The 16,128-nt window shown below is 60.0% G+C and carries 14 protein-coding genes; all 14 read right to left on the bottom strand.

The features are described from left to right. Nucleotides 1-418: 418 nt before the first annotated feature. The 14 genes from tyrS to B2696_RS10030 all read right to left on the bottom strand — a co-directional run bounded on the left by tyrS (nucleotide 419) and on the right by B2696_RS10030 (nucleotide 15,828). Nucleotides 419-1,678: a tyrosine--tRNA ligase gene (gene tyrS / locus B2696_RS10095; RefSeq protein ID WP_075729755.1), complete on the bottom strand. Its 1,260-nt coding sequence runs from the start codon at nucleotides 1,676-1,678 to the stop codon at nucleotides 419-421. Nucleotides 1,679-1,761: 83 nt separating this feature from the next. Beyond that, nucleotides 1,762-1,950 carry a Trm112 family protein gene (locus tag B2696_RS10090; protein WP_286955222.1) on the bottom strand — a complete coding sequence of 63 codons (189 nt, stop codon included), beginning with the start codon at nucleotides 1,948-1,950 and terminating at the stop codon, nucleotides 1,762-1,764. Between the two features lie 139 nt (nucleotides 1,951-2,089). Further along, nucleotides 2,090-3,529: an argininosuccinate lyase gene (argH, locus tag B2696_RS10085; protein ID WP_286955221.1), complete on the bottom strand. Its 1,440-nt coding sequence runs from the start codon at nucleotides 3,527-3,529 to the stop codon at nucleotides 2,090-2,092. Further along, on the bottom strand, nucleotides 3,530-4,750 hold the full coding sequence (locus B2696_RS10080; RefSeq protein ID WP_276622445.1) for an argininosuccinate synthase: 1,221 nt from the start codon (nucleotides 4,748-4,750) through the stop codon (nucleotides 3,530-3,532). A gap of 80 nt (nucleotides 4,751-4,830) precedes the next feature. Then, nucleotides 4,831-5,313 (bottom strand): arginine repressor, encoded by a 483-nt coding sequence (locus tag B2696_RS10075; RefSeq protein WP_286955220.1) that lies wholly within the window; start codon nucleotides 5,311-5,313, stop codon nucleotides 4,831-4,833. Nucleotides 5,314-5,316: 3 nt separating this feature from the next. Then, a complete protein-coding gene (argF, locus tag B2696_RS10070) occupies nucleotides 5,317-6,237 on the bottom strand; it encodes an ornithine carbamoyltransferase (protein ID WP_286955218.1) in 921 nt (306 codons plus the stop codon). After that, complete coding sequence (locus B2696_RS10065) at nucleotides 6,234-7,403, bottom strand: acetylornithine transaminase (RefSeq protein ID WP_276622449.1); 1,170 nt, start codon at nucleotides 7,401-7,403, stop codon at nucleotides 6,234-6,236. Before B2696_RS10065 ends, argF begins: the two co-directional genes overlap by 4 nt. Beyond that, the gene (argB, locus tag B2696_RS10060; protein ID WP_075729749.1) at nucleotides 7,400-8,335 is read right to left on the bottom strand and encodes an acetylglutamate kinase; all 936 of its coding nucleotides are present in this window, start codon (nucleotides 8,333-8,335) and stop codon (nucleotides 7,400-7,402) included. Before argB ends, B2696_RS10065 begins: the two co-directional genes overlap by 4 nt. 42 nt (nucleotides 8,336-8,377) lie before the next feature. Beyond that, on the bottom strand, nucleotides 8,378-9,541 hold the full coding sequence (gene argJ / locus B2696_RS10055) for a bifunctional glutamate N-acetyltransferase/amino-acid acetyltransferase ArgJ (protein ID WP_075729748.1): 1,164 nt from the start codon (nucleotides 9,539-9,541) through the stop codon (nucleotides 8,378-8,380). A gap of 74 nt (nucleotides 9,542-9,615) precedes the next feature. Further along, nucleotides 9,616-10,659, bottom strand: coding sequence for an N-acetyl-gamma-glutamyl-phosphate reductase (gene argC / locus B2696_RS10050; RefSeq protein WP_075729747.1), 1,044 nt, complete (start codon nucleotides 10,657-10,659; stop codon nucleotides 9,616-9,618). A gap of 151 nt (nucleotides 10,660-10,810) precedes the next feature. Continuing rightward, the gene (gene pheT, locus B2696_RS10045) at nucleotides 10,811-13,318 is read right to left on the bottom strand and encodes a phenylalanine--tRNA ligase subunit beta (RefSeq protein WP_286955216.1); all 2,508 of its coding nucleotides are present in this window, start codon (nucleotides 13,316-13,318) and stop codon (nucleotides 10,811-10,813) included. A gap of 33 nt (nucleotides 13,319-13,351) precedes the next feature. After that, nucleotides 13,352-14,398 carry a phenylalanine--tRNA ligase subunit alpha gene (gene pheS / locus B2696_RS10040; RefSeq protein ID WP_075729745.1) on the bottom strand — a complete coding sequence of 349 codons (1,047 nt, stop codon included), beginning with the start codon at nucleotides 14,396-14,398 and terminating at the stop codon, nucleotides 13,352-13,354. A 78-nt stretch (nucleotides 14,399-14,476) separates the two neighbouring features. Next, nucleotides 14,477-15,277 carry a TrmH family RNA methyltransferase gene (locus B2696_RS10035; RefSeq protein WP_075729744.1) on the bottom strand — a complete coding sequence of 267 codons (801 nt, stop codon included), beginning with the start codon at nucleotides 15,275-15,277 and terminating at the stop codon, nucleotides 14,477-14,479. 44 nt (nucleotides 15,278-15,321) lie between these two features. After that, the gene (locus B2696_RS10030; protein ID WP_286955213.1) at nucleotides 15,322-15,828 is read right to left on the bottom strand and encodes an NINE protein; all 507 of its coding nucleotides are present in this window, start codon (nucleotides 15,826-15,828) and stop codon (nucleotides 15,322-15,324) included. Nucleotides 15,829-16,128: the final 300 nt, after the last annotated feature.

Raw genomic sequence — 16,128 nt, 5'->3', positions numbered from 1 at the left:
TATTGAGTTCTCAAACATCATCCGTAGAAAGCCGCAACCCTTAAATATGTAAGAGCTTTAACTTTCACGTCCGAGTTACTTACCTTAGTTCACAAGAATTCATCTTGTCAACTCGGTGTTAACTTCGTTTAAATTTTTTGTTACCAGCTGCTCGCTGGCGACTTCGATAAAGTTACACGGCTCCCTAGTTCCCCACAAATCGCCACCTCAGAGGCTATTTTGAACCGAGTCGACGGATATTGTTGAGCAATCCGCCGCGGCTTGGTGCCTTATAACGCACAAAAGCGCGGGTCGGATTCCGCGACCTCATTCGATTTCTCGAACAGGCCCTTTGTCCAACCCGCGCTTCCTTGCGTCCCCGCGGTTGATAGTGTGCTGCCTCTGCTTGTGCTTCAGGCGAAGCCAGCAACAGAGGCGGCTATGCCACCGCTACGCCAGCAAAGTTCTTCTTACCTCGACGCAGCACCAACCACTTGCCATGCAGGAGGTCATCTTGTGCCGGCTCCCACTCCTCGGAGTCAATACGCACGTTGTTGACATAAGCGCCGCCCTCTTTGATAGTGCGGCGAGCAGCCCCCTTGGAAGCGGCCAGGCCGGTGGCAATCAGAAGGTCAACGATACTGCGCGCATCCTCTGGTCCGACTTCCGCAATGGTGGTCTCAGAAAGCGCACCTTCCAGCGTGTTCTCATCCAGCTCGCTAAGCTCGGCCCGGCCGAACAGCGCTTGCGCAGCCAGCTCAACGGCCTTAGTAGTTGCCGGACCATGCACGAGATCGGTCAGCTCTTGGGCAAGCCGACGCTGAGCAGCCCGCTTATGGGGCTCGTTGGCAACCTGCTCTTCGTACTGCGCAATCTCCTCTTGGTCTAGGAAGGTGAACCAACGCAGGTAGTCGAGGACGACGGAATCGCCCGCGTTAAGGAAGTACTGGTACCAGGAGTAAGCGCTCGTCTTCGCCGGATCCAGCCACAGCTTTCCGCCGCCGGTAGACTTACCAAACTTTTGCCCCGAGGCATCGGTGACCAAAGGAACCGTAAGCCCGTGCACCTTGGCTCCATCGACGCGCCTGTTGAGATCGACTCCGGAGACAATGTTGCCCCACTGGTCGCCGCCGCCGATTTGCAGAACGCAATCATGCGAGCGATGAAGCTGCACGTAGTCATTCGATTGCAGGAGCATGTAGGAGAATTCGGTGTAGGAAATACCGTCACCTTCGAGGCGGCGCTTGACGGTATCGCGGTCCAACATCGTGTTGAGAGAGAAGTTCTTTCCCACATCACGCAGGAACTCGATGACGGACATGGACCCAGTCCAGTCCGCATTGTTGACCATGAGCGCGGCATTATCGCCCTCAAAGCTCACGAAACGCCGCAGCTGCGCCTTGATGGCCTCAAGGTTGTGGGCGATGGTCTCCTCCCCCAGCATGCTGCGCTCGCCCACATCGCGGGGATCACCGATCATGCCGGTGGCCCCTCCTGCCAACGTGATGGGGTGATGCCCAGCCTCTTGGAAGCGGCGCAGCATGATCATGGGAACCAAGTGTCCCGCGTGCAGGGAGTCACCGGTGGGGTCGAACCCACAGTAGAGAGTGATGGGTTCTTCACAGGCTGCGCGCAGCGCATCGAGGTCCGTGGATTGGTTGATAAGTCCGCGCCAAGAAAGCTCGTCAATGATATTCATGGTTTTTCTTTCGGTCTTCTCTTGTTTTCCTGAGTGTTTGAAGGTGTAAATGCATTCAATTGCGCCTTTTCAGATGGCACAACCTAGCTATTTGGCGTCCACGGATAGGAGCGAGCAACCAGCATTACCGGGATGCCGTCTTCGATCGGATAGGCAATTCCCAGCCTTTCGTTGACAAGGACCTCGTCCTTTTCGATATAGGTCAACGGGCCCTTGTCTTGCGGACAGACAAGTACCTCAAGCAACTGTGGATCAAGACTCATGATGGTCATGCTACCTCCCTGCCCGGACATGCAGGCAGACAGGTCATGAAACTCAGGGCTGAGTTTCATGTGCACATGCAAAAGTGCACGGTCCCAAGACTAGGACCGTGCACTACCTGCACAGAAAGCACGCATATTAGGAAAGCAGTTATCCGCGCGGGATTACCGGCTCCTGTGCCCATTGCTTGAAGCGCTCGTTGCGCTCGTCGACGCGCTGGCGCTGCTCAGCAACGCGGACGCCGGCGGTGCCACCACGGGTCGAACGCGAGGCAACAGCGCCGTCGATTGTCAGGACGTCGCGCACCTCCGGGCTCAGCCGCTTGTCGACGCCGGCCAATTCCTCATCACTGAGATCCACAAGGTCGACCCCAAGTGCCTCGGCGATGCGCACGCACTCCCCCGAGGCTTCATGGGCCTCGCGGAATGGAACGCCTTGGCGCACCATCCACTCAGCCAAGTCGGTGGCGAGAGTATAGCCGCGCGGAGCGAGCTCACGCATGCGGTCCTCGTGGAAGGTCAAGGTAGACACGAGGCCTGTCATTGCCGGAAGCAGCAGGTTGAGCTGAGCAAAGGAGTCAATGACTGGTTCCTTATCCTCCTGCAGATCGCGGTTATAGGCCAGCGGCTGCGCCTTGAGGGTGGCTAGTAGTCCCGTGAGGTTGCCGATGAGACGGCCCGTCTTGCCGCGGGTGAGTTCCGGGACGTCCGGATTCTTCTTCTGCGGCATGATGGAGGAACCGGTTGACCAGGCATCATCGAGGGTGACATAGCCATATTCCGGCGTACACCAGTAGATGATTTCCTCGGCAAAGCGGGACATATCCACCGCGATCTGTGCCAAGACGAAAGCCGTCTCCGCGGCGAAGTCGCGCGAGGATGTGCCGTCGAGGGAGTTCTCGGCGGAGGAGTCAAAGCCCAGCTCTTGGGCGATGGCCTCCGGATCCAAGTGCAAAGAAGAACCAGCAAGGGCGCCGGAGCCATAAGGTGATACGGCGAGGCGCTTGTCCAAGTCCTGCAGGCGCTCTAGATCGCGCAACAGAGGTTGCGCGTGTGCCAGGAGAGAATGTGCCAGCAAGATCGGCTGTGCGGCCTGCGAGTGCGTCTTCCCCGGCATGATCGCCGTGGGGTGAGCTGCCGCCTGAGCGGAGAGCGCAGCGACGAGCTCGGTGACCTGCGCCGCGATGTCACGTATGGCATCGCGCACCCACATGCGGAACAAGGTTGCCACCTGGTCATTGCGGGAGCGGCCCGCTCGGAGGCGGCCACCAACCTCAGGCCCGACGATCTCGATGAGCCCGCGCTCCATGGCACCGTGCACGTCCTCGTCCGTGGGCTGCGGGCGGAACTGCCCGGAGGCTACCTTCTCACCAAGCTCGCTCAATCCGGCGAGCATGGTGGTAAAGTCCTCGTCACTGAGCAGGCCTGCGCGGTGCAATACCCGAGCATGCGCCTTGGAAGCCAAGACGTCATAGGGCGCCAAGACCCAATCAAAGTGGGTCGATACCGACAGGGCAAACATTGCCTCGGAGGGGCCGCCAGAAAAGCGGCCTCCCCACAGTGCGCCTTCGTTGGTTTTGTGCTGCTGCATCTACTTGTGAGCTCCGGTGGGGAAACCGCCCTCGCGCGAGCGCTGGTTTGCAATCTGGGTGGACAGGCCGTGCAGCTGCACGAAGCCCTTGGCCGCGGTCTGATCGAAGGTGTCGCCGGTGTCGTAGGTGGCCAGATCGAAGGAGTAGAGGGAATCCTTGGAACGGCGTCCGTTGACGGTGGCAGTTCCGGCGTGAAGAACCATCCGGATATCGCCGCTGACTACATCCTGGGTGGACTCCACGAAAGCATCGAGGGAGTTCTTCAGCGGGGAGAACCACAGGCCATCATAGACCTCCTCGCACCAGCGTGCGTCCGTCAGGCGCTTGTAGCGAGCAAGCTCGCGCTCAATCGTGACATCTTCCAGGGCTTCGTGGGCCTTGATGAGCACGACGGCGCCGGGAGCCTCATAGACCTCGCGGGACTTGATGCCCACGAGACGATCCTCGACCATGTCGATGCGCCCGATGCCCTGGGCACCGGCGCGACGGTTGAGTTCCTCGATGGCCTGCAGCACGGTGACCGGCTTGCCGTCGATGGCGACGGGCTTGCCCTTCTCGAAGGTGATGATGACCTCGTCCGGTGCATTGCCCAGAGCCGGATCCTCGGTATAAGCGTAGAGATCCTTCGTCGGCGGGTTCCACAGGTCCTCGAGGAAGCCGGTTTCGACGGCGCGGCCCCAGACGTTCTGGTCGATTGAGAAGGGCGAAGAAGCAGACTGCTCGATGGGAAGGTCGATCTCCTCGGCGAAGGCGATAGCCTTGTCGCGGGTCCATGCGTAGTCACGCGCAGGAGCGATGATCTCCAGGGAAGGATCAAGGGCGCGGAAGGAGACCTCGAAACGAACCTGGTCGTTGCCCTTACCGGTGCAGCCGTGGGAGACGTGGGTTCCGCCATGCTCTTGGGCCGCCTGCACGAGGTGCTTGACAATGAGAGGGCGGGAAATGGCCGAGACGAGCGGGTACTGCTTCATGTACATCGCGTTCGCCTTGATGGTGGGCAGGCAGTACTCTTCCGCGAACTCGTCCTTGGCGTCGATGACGATGGACTCGACCGCGCCACAGGCCAACGCGCGCTGACGCACGGACTCCATGTCCTCGCCGCCCTGGCCTAGGTCCAGCGAAACGGCGATGACGTCGCCGCCTGTCATCTTGGAAAGGTAGGGAATGGCGACCGAGGTATCGAGGCCACCGGAATAAGCGAGCACGACGCGTGCAGACATTGAAGTCTCCTTAAATAGACTGTAAACAATTCAGTTGAATTAATAATATACGAATAAAGGGGAATAGTCTAACCCCCACTCTAAAGGGATCTATCCGTCAGCTTCTCCGCTAGTTCCCGCCCACTCAAAGGCTCGCGCGCGAGAACGAAGATCGTATCGTCACCGGCGATGCAGCCAACGACTTCGCGCAGCCCCACCCTATCGATAAAACTGGCGAGGTACTGCGCGGCCCCGGCCGGAGTGCGGAGCATAGCGATGTTGCCGGAATGGTCGTGCGAGACCACGAGCTCATCGAGCATGCGGCGCAACTTCTCCCGCGGCCCGGTGACCTGATCATCGAATTGCTCGAGCTCTCCATCGACAACATAGAAGGAACGCCCGCGATCACGCTTAACCTTCTTGGCACCCAGCTCATCCAGATCACGGGACAAGGTGGCCTGGGTGATGTCTATCCCCTCATCCAGAAGCAGCTCGGAGAGCTGCACCTGGCTGGTGACACGGGTGCGGTCGAGGATCTCGAGGATCTTGGCCTGACGCGCATTCCGGGTAGAAGGGGGGATCATGGTTTAGGCAATCTCCTCGTTACGCGCGAGCAGCCACGCCAACAGCGCCTTCTGCGCGTGCAGGCGGTTCTCTGCCTCGTCGAAAACCCGCGACTGAGGGCCGTCGATGACCTCTGCTGCCACCTCGCTACCGCGATATGCCGGCAGACAGTGGAGGAAGATGGCCTCGGGGTTCGCCAGAGCCATCACCCCGGCATTGACCTGGTAAGGAAGGAAAGGTGTGCGACGATCTAGGCCGTCGGACTCTTGGCCCATCGACACCCAGGTATCGGTGATTACGACGTCCGCGCCTTTAACTCCGTCGAGAGAATCGGTGACGTTGACCGTTCCGCGGGCACGCGCCCTTTCCACAAACTCCGCTTCCGGCTGGAAGCCTTCCGGCGCGACAATGGTCATCTCCATGCCGGCGGTGGCGAAGCCGATCATATAAGAATTGGCCATGTTGTTATTGCCATCACCGAGGTAGACGGCTTTGCGCCCGCGCAGTTCGCCGAAGTTCTCGCGACACGTGAGAAGATCAGCCAGGATCTGGCAGGGATGCAGGTCATCGGAAAGCGCGTTGACGAGGGGAACCGTAGAGGTCTCCGCCATCGCCGCGAAGTTGGCGTGATCGTAGGTGCGCCACACAATGGCCTCGACAAAACGCGAAAGCACTGCGGCGGTGTCCTGATAGGTCTCACCCTTGCCCATCTGCGTGGACTTGGTTTCGGTGACGATGGCGTGCCCACCCAGCTGAGCAATGCCAGCCTCGAAGGAAAACCGGGTGCGCGTCGACGTCTTATCAAAGAGCACGGCCACGGACTTCGGCCCCTCCAGCGGACGGGCGGAAAAAGGCTCGGCCTTCAGCTCGAGAGCGAGGTCTAGGACCGCAGCCTGCTCTTCGGGGGTGAGGTCATCGTCGGCCAAAAAGTGACGGATGCTCATGCAATATTCTCCAATACGGTCTTAAGGCGTGCGGTCGCGGTGGCAATCTCTTCTTCGCTAATCACCAGCGGTGGGGTCAGGCGAAGAACCGACTCATTCGGCGCGTTGAGGATGAGCCCTTGATTGAGGCCCTCCGCCACCGCCTGCTTAGCCACCGGTGCATTTAATACGACTCCCAGCATAAGCCCGCGGCCGCGGACGTGATCCACCGAGGGCAGCTTCTCGACGGCCTGCGCCAAAGACTTGCCCTTGGCCGCCACGGCGGCGATAAAGTCATCATCTATCGTATCGAGCACTGCGGTTGCCGCCGCGCAGGAGACAGGATTTCCGCCGAAGGTCGTGCCGTGGCTACCGGGCGTGAACAGCCCCTCGGCCAAGCCGCGGACAATGGTCGCGCCGATGGGTAGACCGCCGCCTAGCCCCTTCGCCATGGTGATGACATCAGGCAAGACATCCTCGGACTGGAAGGCGAAGAAGTCCCCGGTACGCGCCACTCCGGTTTGAACCTCGTCGACGATCATGAGAATGCCGTGCTCATCACAGAGCGCACGCACAGCTGCCAAAAAGCCAGCGGGCGCCGGGATAACGCCGGTTTCTCCCTGGATGGGCTCTAAGATGATGGCTGCAGTGTCGGTCGGGTTTTGCTCCACCAACGTGCGCAGATAATCGATGTCGCCATAGGTATAGAACTCGACTCCGGCCGGCATCGGCTCGAAAGCGCGCCGCTTGGAAGGCTGGCCAGTCATGGCCAGAGCCCCCATTGTGCGCCCATGGAATCCGTGGTGCGCAGCTAGGATGCGACGCCGCCCAGTCAAGCGTGCCAGCTTGAAAGCGGCCTCGTTAGCTTCCGTTCCAGAGTTGCAAAAGAACACACGGGCCTGCGGGTCGGCGACGTGGGCGAGCACCTTCTCCCCTGCCTTGATGACCGGCTCGCTGGCGAAGAGGTTGGAGACATGGCCGAGGCGTGCGACCTGGGCGGAGACGGCTTCGACAAGCGCGGGATGACCATAGCCCAAGCTATTGACTGCGATGCCCGCAAGGAGATCAATGTAGCTCTTACCTTCCTCATCCTGCACGGTGGCCCCCTTGCCCTCCACCAGGGCCAGCGGCGGGGTGCCGTAGGTATTAGCGAGGACGGTGCCCCATTCTTGTGTCAGTTCGCTCATGCGTTTTCATCCTTCCTAAATACTGTGCCTTCTGGATAGTCCGCACGGTTATAGTTATCCGGCAGCACCATTGTGCCGATGCCGCCCATGGTAAATAGCTCCAGCAGAACCGCATGTGCGATCCGGCCGTCGATGACGTGCGCAGCACTTACTCCCTCACGCACGGCGTTGAGGCACGATTCCATCTTGGGAATCATCCCCGAATCGAGCGAGGGAAGAAGCGCCTCCAACTTCGAAGGCTCGATCTTGGATACCAGCGAGTCCCTATTGGGCCAGTCGGTATAAAGTCCCTCAACGTTAGTCAGCACCACCAGGCGCTCGGCTCCAATGGCCGCGGCCAGTTCTCCGGCCGCAATATCGGCGTTGATGTTGTAGACCTCGCCATCAAGGCCGGGGGCGATGGTGGAGACCACCGGAATACGCCCAGCTTCAATGATGTCCATCACCGCGGCAGGATTGACCGAGACGATATTGCCAACCATTCCGATGTCGGTGTTCTCACCATCGATGGAGACAAAACGCTTGGTAGCGCGGAACAACCCAGCGTCCTCGCCGGATGTTCCCACAGCATAGGGCCCATAAGAGTTGATAAGGTTGACCAAACCGCGCCCGACCTGCCCAAAGAGCACCATGCGCACGACTTCCATCACCTCCGGGGTGGTGACGCGGAAGCCGCCCTTGAACTCGCCCTCGATGCCGAGTTTGGTGAGCATCTCGTTGATTTGGGGTCCTCCCCCGTGCACCACGACGGGCTTTGCACCCACCGTGCGCAAAAAGACCATGTCTGCGGCGAAAGCAGCCTTGAGGGACTCATCGACCATGGCGTTGCCGCCGTACTTGACCACGACGATCTTGTCCCGGTAGTGCTGGAGCCAGGGCAGGGCGTCAGCCAGGACCCCGGCCCGATCCTGGTTTGTTAATCCTTGAATCATAGTGTTCCTTAAATAAACGTTGTAGAACTAAAGGCTTTAGGACTAAGAGCTATAGGCCGAGTTGATATCCACATATGCGTGGGAGAGGTCAGTGGTGCGTACGAATGCTACGCCCTCGCCGCCCAAGCCAAGATCTACGATGACATCGATGTCTGGCCCGGAAAGATCCACCTCGCGGGCACCTGGAGCGCCGCAGGAATCGATGCACACCGGCTGACCATTGAAGTAGACCGAGATCCTATCCGGATCCATATCCGCCTCTGCCATGCCTACTGCTGCAAGAACGCGACCCCAGTTGGGATCGGAGCCAAACATGGCGCACTTGAAGAGGTTATCGCGGCCCAAGGTCCGTGCCGCGTTCAGCGCCTGGGCATCCGTTGAGGTACCGCGCACCGTAATCTTGACGCGCTTGGTGACGCCCTCAGCATCAGCCTGGAGCTGATCCGCCAGGTCGGAGCATACCGCCAGCACCGCTGCATCCAGTTCCTCTTGGGTGGGCTCAACTCCAGAGGCACCGCTGGACATGAGGATGACCGTATCGTTCGTCGAGGTCGAACCATCAACATCGAGCGTGTTAAAGGTCTTATCGCTCGCAGCGTGCAGGGCTTGCGAGAGAGCCTGGGGGCTAGCAACGGCATCCGTGGTCAGGCACACCAGCATCGTTGCTAGGGAGGGTGCCATCATGCCCACGCCCTTGCCCATTCCGCCCAGAGTCCAGCCCTGGCCATTAAAGACCGTCTCCTTGGAGACGGTATCGGTGGTCATAATGGCCTCTGCGGCTGAATGCCCACCCGTAGTAGAAAGTGCTTGACCCAGCGCAGCTATGCCCGTGTGAACATTTAGCATCGGCAGAACCTCGCCGATAAGTCCGGTGGAGCACACAGCCACGTCTTGTGTCTCGGCACCAATTCCTTGGGCGGTGGCCTCCGCCATGGCCTGAGCGTCAGCGTCTCCTTGACGCCCGTTGCAGGCATTGGCATTGCCGGAGTTATACACGACCGCCTTGAGCTGTCCGTCAGCCACTGCAAGCCGGGAGTGCTTGACGGGCGAGGCCACCACTCGGTTGCGCGTGAATACCGCCGCTGCTGCAAAGCTAGGCCCCTCATTGACAACCAGTGCCATATCTGGCTTGCCTGATGGTTTAATTCCCGCGGTGGTTGCGCTGGCTAGAAATCCCTGCGCTGCGGTTACGCCCTGAAGCGTCATTGATGGCTCTTTTCTCTCTTGTTTCTGTGGTTTTTCTGTCTGTTGTACTTCAGATCCGGTTATCACGCCGTGTTTTAGGGCGCCAGGCCGGCGCAAGGAAGCCCCGCCGTCTCCTCGAGACCGAGTGCGAGGTTCATGCACTGCACGGCGGCGCCACCTGTGCCCTTGGTGAGGTTATCGAGTGCCGCAGATATCACCAGCTGCCCCGCGCGCCCGTCCACGTGAGTCTGAATATGGACCATGTTGGAACCGGAGACGTTCTGCGTCTCCGGCTGTATGCCCTCCGGCAACACATTGCAGAAGGTTTCCTCGGCATAAAACTTCTCGTAGGCGGCCCGCACCTGGAGCTTGTCGACGCCGTCAGCCAAAGGCGCAGTAATGATCGCCAGAATGCCGCGCGTGAGCGGTGCAAGTACCGGCGTGAAACTAACCGACACCTCGCTATCACTAAAGGGGCTGAGGTTCTGAATGATCTCGGGGGTATGCCGATGCGTCCCGCCTGGGCTATAGGCGCGCAGGTTGCCCATGGTCTCGGCGCCGAGCAGCTTGACGTTGGCTTTCTTACCCGCGCCGGATACGCCCGTAACGGCGACGACGGAAAGGGAGGGCTCGATGAGGCCGGCGGAGACGGCCGGCAAAGTACCCAGAGTGATGGTGGTGGGGAAACATCCCGGTACCGCCACGCGCTTGGTTTCCCGCAGGAGCTCCCGATTACCCGGAATCTCCGGGATACCATAGGGCCAGCAGCCGGCATAGTCGCCGTTATAGAAATCGTGCCAATCACTCTCATTGCGCAACCGAAAGTCTGCGGCGCAATCAATAACGAGCACCTCTGGGCCGAGCTGGCGGCCAATCTCGGCCGAGTGTCCGTGGGGCAAGCCCAGGAATACGACGTCATGCCCGCGCAGGTTCTCCACCGTGGTATCCACGATTTCGCGCTCACGCAGCTGTGGCAAGTGCGGCATGAGGCTACCGACGGATTCCCCCGCATTGGAATGCCCCGTCAAAGCACCGATCTTCAACTCGCCCGCCAGATAGGCCGGGTGGCGCAAGAGAAGGCGTAAAATCTCGCCACCGGCGTAGCCGGTAGCGCCTGCAACAGCTACATTTATGCTCATAGAGCGCAACCTTATCATATATGCAACTGAGTGTAAATTATTCATCCGATTGCGTGCCTCTGCGCCTGGTCCTGCATTGGGGACCGCGCTTCCCGCATGGAAAAAGCCCCTCCTCCACATAGGAAAAGGGGCTTTCTCTCATCGACATGCTTTAGGCGCGCATATGCGCTCCTACGCGCTCCTGCGCCAGTTCTGCGGCGGCAAGGCGGTGTTCATTGACTTCCTCGTCAGTCAGGGTTCGATCCGCCGCGCGGAAGACAAGCTCGAAAGCCAACGACTTCTTCCCCGCGCCGAGCTGCTCTCCGCGGAAGATATCGAAAAGGCGGACATCCTCGAGAAGATCCCCCGCACCTTCTGCTATGACACGACGCACTTCCTCGGCCGGCACAACTTCATCAACGACAAGAGCGATGTCTTGGTGCAAGGCAGGGAAGGCCGAGAGAACCGGAGCTGGGAAAGACTCCTCCAGAGGCAAGGCAGTCACATCGATCTCCATGGCGCAGGTGCGCGCAGGCAAACCGAGGCGCTCGAGGACTTGCGGGTGCAATTCGCCGGCGTAGCCAACTGTCTTGCCCTGCACCGAAATGGCCGCGCAACGTCCCGGATGCCACGGCAGCTCCTCCGCCGCAGAGAGCTCTATCTCTACTCCTGCTGCACGGGCCACAAGGCGCGCAGACTCAATGGCGTCGGCGAAGGTGTATTCGCGTCCCTGACCCCAAGGGCCCTCAAACTCGACCTTTCCGGCAGCAACGGTTGCCACGTGCAGAGGCTGCTCCGGGAGGGAATCGAGCAGCTCCGCAAGCTCAGACTCCGAAGGGCGCCCGGCTACCGAGGGCATGGGAGAAGTCTCAGCACGCTGGAAGCTGACCTGCTGCAGCCCGAAGAGAGAAAGATCCCTGCGGCCGCGGGCCACGTTACGCTCAATAGCCTCAAGCATATTGGGCAACAACGTGGTGCCCAATACGGCCTTGTCTGCCTCCAGCGGATTCTGAACACCAACGGCGCGCCGGCGCGGATCATCCTTAGCCAGCCCCCAGACGTCGAAAGTGTCATTGGCAATGAAGGGCGAAGGAAGGATCTCGGCGTAGCCGGCATAAGCCAAGCCGTGGCCGATGGCGCGGCGAAGCTTCTGTGCGGGGCTAAGGCCGCGTCCTCCACGCGGAGTAGGAAGAATGGTGGGGATGTCCTCCAAGCCTTCCAGTCGCAGGACCTCCTCGATGAGATCGACGTCCATCGTGATGTCCGTGCGCCACGTGGGCGGGGTAACAGAAAGCTCTTGGCTTCCCTCAACCGTGCAACCTACCTCCTGTAGACGGGAGATGACGGTCTCTTCCGAGTACTGCACTCCGGCGTAGCGGCCAGGCTTTTCTGCAGAGATGCTAATGGCGGCGGGCGCAGGCACGCTACCGATGAGCGTCCGGCCGGGCTCGACCGTTCCTCCAGCGACGTCGACAAGCAGGGCGCAGGCATAGTCCAGGGCGACCTCTACCACGGCGGCATCAACGCCGCGCTCGAAGCGGCGGGAGGCCTCCGAAGAAAGCTTGTGGCGGCGCGAGGTACGCGCGACGCGAATCGGATCCCAGATGGCGGATTCGAAGTAGACGTCAACGGTCTGATCCGAGATCTCGGTCTGGGTACCACCCATGACTCCCGCCAGGGACTGAATCCCCGACTCATCGCAGATGACAACGTCTTCTGCATCGAGGGTGCGCTCTACGTGGTCGAGGGTCTCGAACTTCTCGCCGGCCTGGGCGTTGCGGACCACGAGGTTGCCCTGCACCGCCTGTGCGTCGAAAGCATGCATGGGAGTTCCCATGAGCAACATGACGTAGTTGGTCACGTCAGTCGCGGCGTTGACGGGGCGAATACCGCTGAGCATAAGCTCACGCTCCAGCCAGAAGGGGCTGCGCGCATGTGGGTCGATGCCGCTAACCTTGCGGAGACCAAAGCGCACAGCCTGGGTCTCTTCCCGCAGGTCAATATCAATCAGGGAGGACTGAGGTTGCGGCACCCGGGACATATCAAGCCCGGTGACCGTGGCGGGAGCAAGCGCAGGATCCGCGAAGTCTAGGTCGAAGGCTGAGGCGACCTCGCGGATCAAGCCGCGCGCGGAAAGCGCGTAGCCGCGGTCCGGGGTGACGTTGACATCGAAAACCGTGTCCTCGAGGCCAATGAGCGGACGGGCGTCCTCGCCTAGGTGCGGTGCGAACTCCTGACCTAAGGTGATGATCCCGTCAGACTTGTCCGTGAAGCCCAACTCCGCGGCTGAGCAGAGCATGCCGTTGGAAATGTGGTCATAGGTCTCGCGAGCGGCAATCTTAAACCCGCCGGGCAACTCTGCCCCAGGCAGAGCCACCACTACAAAATCATTCAAACGGAAGTTGCGGGCACCGCAGATGATGCCCTGCAGCTCGCCGGTTCCGTTTGCCGTGCCCACGTTAACCTGACAATAGCGAATGGGCTTCTTGAACTGCGTGAGTTCTTCTACCTCCTCAACCTTGCCGATGACGAGTGGACCGGTGGTCTCCGGCAATGCCTGGAACCCCTCAGTCTCGAAGCCAACGCGGACGAAGCCGGAATCCAGCTCCTGCTCGCTTGCTTTCCATCCTTCGTTATTGGCGCGCACAAGGCTGGTGACCCAGTTCTGAGAAATAAGCATGATGTTCTTCTTCCAAATCCTTTCTGGGTTTTCCTATGCCTGCACGCCAAACGGCAGGGTAAAGCGCACATCGCCCTCGACCATGTCACGCATATCTGTGAGGCCATTGCGGAATTGCAGCGTGCGCTCGAGCCCCATGCCGAATGCGAATCCGGTGTACTCCTCTGGGTCGAGACCAACCGCACGCAAGACGTTAGGGTTGACCATTCCGCAGCCACCCCACTCGATCCAGCCTGCGCCGCCCTTCTTATTGGGGAACCAAACATCAACCTCAGCCGAAGGCTCGGTGAAGGGGAAGTAGTTCACGCGCATCCTCGTCTTGGTTTCCTGCCCGAAAAGGACCTTGGCCAAGTGGTCGAGGGTGCCACGCAAGTGAGCCATGGTCAGGCCCTTATCAACGGCCAAACCCTCCACCTGGTGGAATACAGGCGTGTGAGTGGCGTCAAGCTCATCGGTGCGGAAAACCCGACCCGGACAAGCAATGTAGAGGGGAACTGAGTGCTTGAGCATCGTGCGGACCTGCACCGGTGAGGTGTGTGTACGCAGCACCTGCTTGGAGCCCTCTACCGAGACATGAAAGGTATCTTGCAAAGTACGCGCGGGGTGGTCAGGCTTGAAGTTGAGCGCATCAAAGTTGAAGTACTCCGCCTCGACCTCGGGGCCGTCAGCAATCTCCCAGCCCATGCCCACGAAGATGTCTGCGATTCGCTCCGATAGGGCCGTAATGGGGTGAAGCGCGCCCGTCTGCGCACGGGTGGTTGGGACGGTGACGTCAACCTTCTCCGCCACGAGCTGAGCCTGACGCGCCTGCTGCTCAAGAACTTCCTTGACCTCAGCGAAGCGCTTTTCTGCGCGGCCACGCGCGAGGTTGACGTTGCGTCCGGCGTCCTTGCGCTCCGCCTTAGGCAACTGGCCCAGCATCTGACGCGCCTGTGGGATGTAGCCCTGGTCTCCGAGGTGTTGACGCCTAAATAGGTTCAGCTCCTCCAAGGAACTCGCGGCGTTAAAGGCCGCAATTGCCTGCTCGGCGGCAGCATTAAGCGCTGCCTCGGTCAATTCGATCTGAGGTGAATCGGACACGTGCCTCGTACCTTCTGCTCGGGCGAAAACTAACGCCGATAATCATAGCGCAGAAGTGCGCACCAGCAGGCGCAGGGGTCAGGCTTCCAGCGCCTTGGCCGACTCATAAAGACAGATACTCGCCGCAGTAGCAAGGTTGAGCGATTCTGCGCGTCCGCGCAGCGGAATTCGCACCCGCACGTCAGCTTCTTGGGCCAGCTCCCCCAACCCATGGGCCTCGTTACCAAACAGCCAAGCGGTAGGCTGTGCCAGTTCCGCATCGGCAAGATCGACTTCTCCGTCCGCAGCTGTGGCGAGTATCTGCAGGCCCGCCGCGCGCAACTGCCCGAGTACATCTTTGATGTTGTTGTCGCGGGCAACGGGGACATGAAAGAGCGACCCCGCCGACGCACGAGCCACTTTGGAACCGAGTGGGTCGACAGTATCCCCCGCGAAGATAACGCCATCCGCCCCCATGGCGTCCGAGGTTCGGATGAGGGTGCCCGCGTTCCCAGGCTCCGCGGTCTCCACTGGAACGGAAACCAAGCGCGGCTTTCCAGCCAAGATCTTTCCCACCGACCACAATACCGGCTTACACAGGGCGAAAAGGCCCGTTGTCGTGACAGTATCGGCCAAATGGCGCGCGGCTTTATCAGTAATAGGATGCACATAGACATCCATGTAGCCAGCGGCGGTGAGAATATCTGAGAACTTCTCCGCTGCGTGCTCGGTGACGAAGATATCCGTTGCAGCCCCTGTGGAGACCGCCGCATCGACAGCGTTCTCCCCCTCGATAAGGAAGCGACCCGCCTTCTTGCGAGCCGCAGCGCGGTGCAATTTCGCTGCGTTCACAATGCGCGGCGTGCGTTCAGTAAAGGCTGATTCGAAGTCCAAAGTCATGGCACCAAATCTAGCAGCCTCACGAATCCTCCCCCGCGCACGCCCTACTTGCGAAGCGGGACGCCGTTCGCATCAACGTTCATCGACTGAGCGCCGAACAAGGTCATCATGAATTCAATGAACACCCAAACATATGCCGCGGTCCACAAGGCGCCACCTGCCACCCAACCTACTAACGGGATCAGCATCAGTAGTGCTCCTCCCCAGAACATAGCCAACTGAATGACGGCTCGGGTAGTAAATCCCTTGTAGAAGTTGTGCGCCGAGAACTCCCAGAGGAAGAAGTTGAGCAGAAGCGTTACCACCCAAGACTTTTGTTGGTACCCGGCTGGTGCGCCCATCTGAGGGGCGAAGGACTGGGGTGCGCCGTAGTTTTGCTGTACCGGCATGGGGGCGTGGTAGGCGGTTACAGGGGGCTGTTGCTGATAGGCGGGGGCGTTGAACTGCGGTGCCGCCGGTTGATCCTGTCCGGCCGCAGAGAAGGGATTGTTCTGTGCTGCACCAGGTTGGTTGTTGCCGTGCTGCGGGGTGTTGCCGAATGGGGCGGTCATGATGACTCCTTGCCAGAGTGATAGAGCGAAAGGTAGCCGAGAATCAAGGCGACAATCAGAAGAGGGAATGAGCATCCTCTTTCGCCTGAACTGCTCTCGGTTGTGAAGCCAACCTAACATGCTGCGCTGACCAACGCTCCTAAATCGGGGAACGCTCCCCTGTGCTCAGGGGAAAAAGAAACCCCCACAAAACCGGACTTTCCGTTTTAGAGTGCGGTGATTTTGTTGGTCAGTTGTCCTCCGCTTGAGCCTGATCCTTCAGGATAGGCCGGGTGGCTTTGCTACCGCACTGCCGAGTTC

It is taken from the genome of Corynebacterium sp. UBA4397, assembly GCF_002390965.1.
Classification (GTDB): domain Bacteria; phylum Actinomycetota; class Actinomycetes; order Mycobacteriales; family Mycobacteriaceae; genus Corynebacterium; species Corynebacterium flavescens.
Note: the sequence above shows the minus strand (reverse complement) of the source record. Positions and strands in the feature narration are given on the sequence as shown.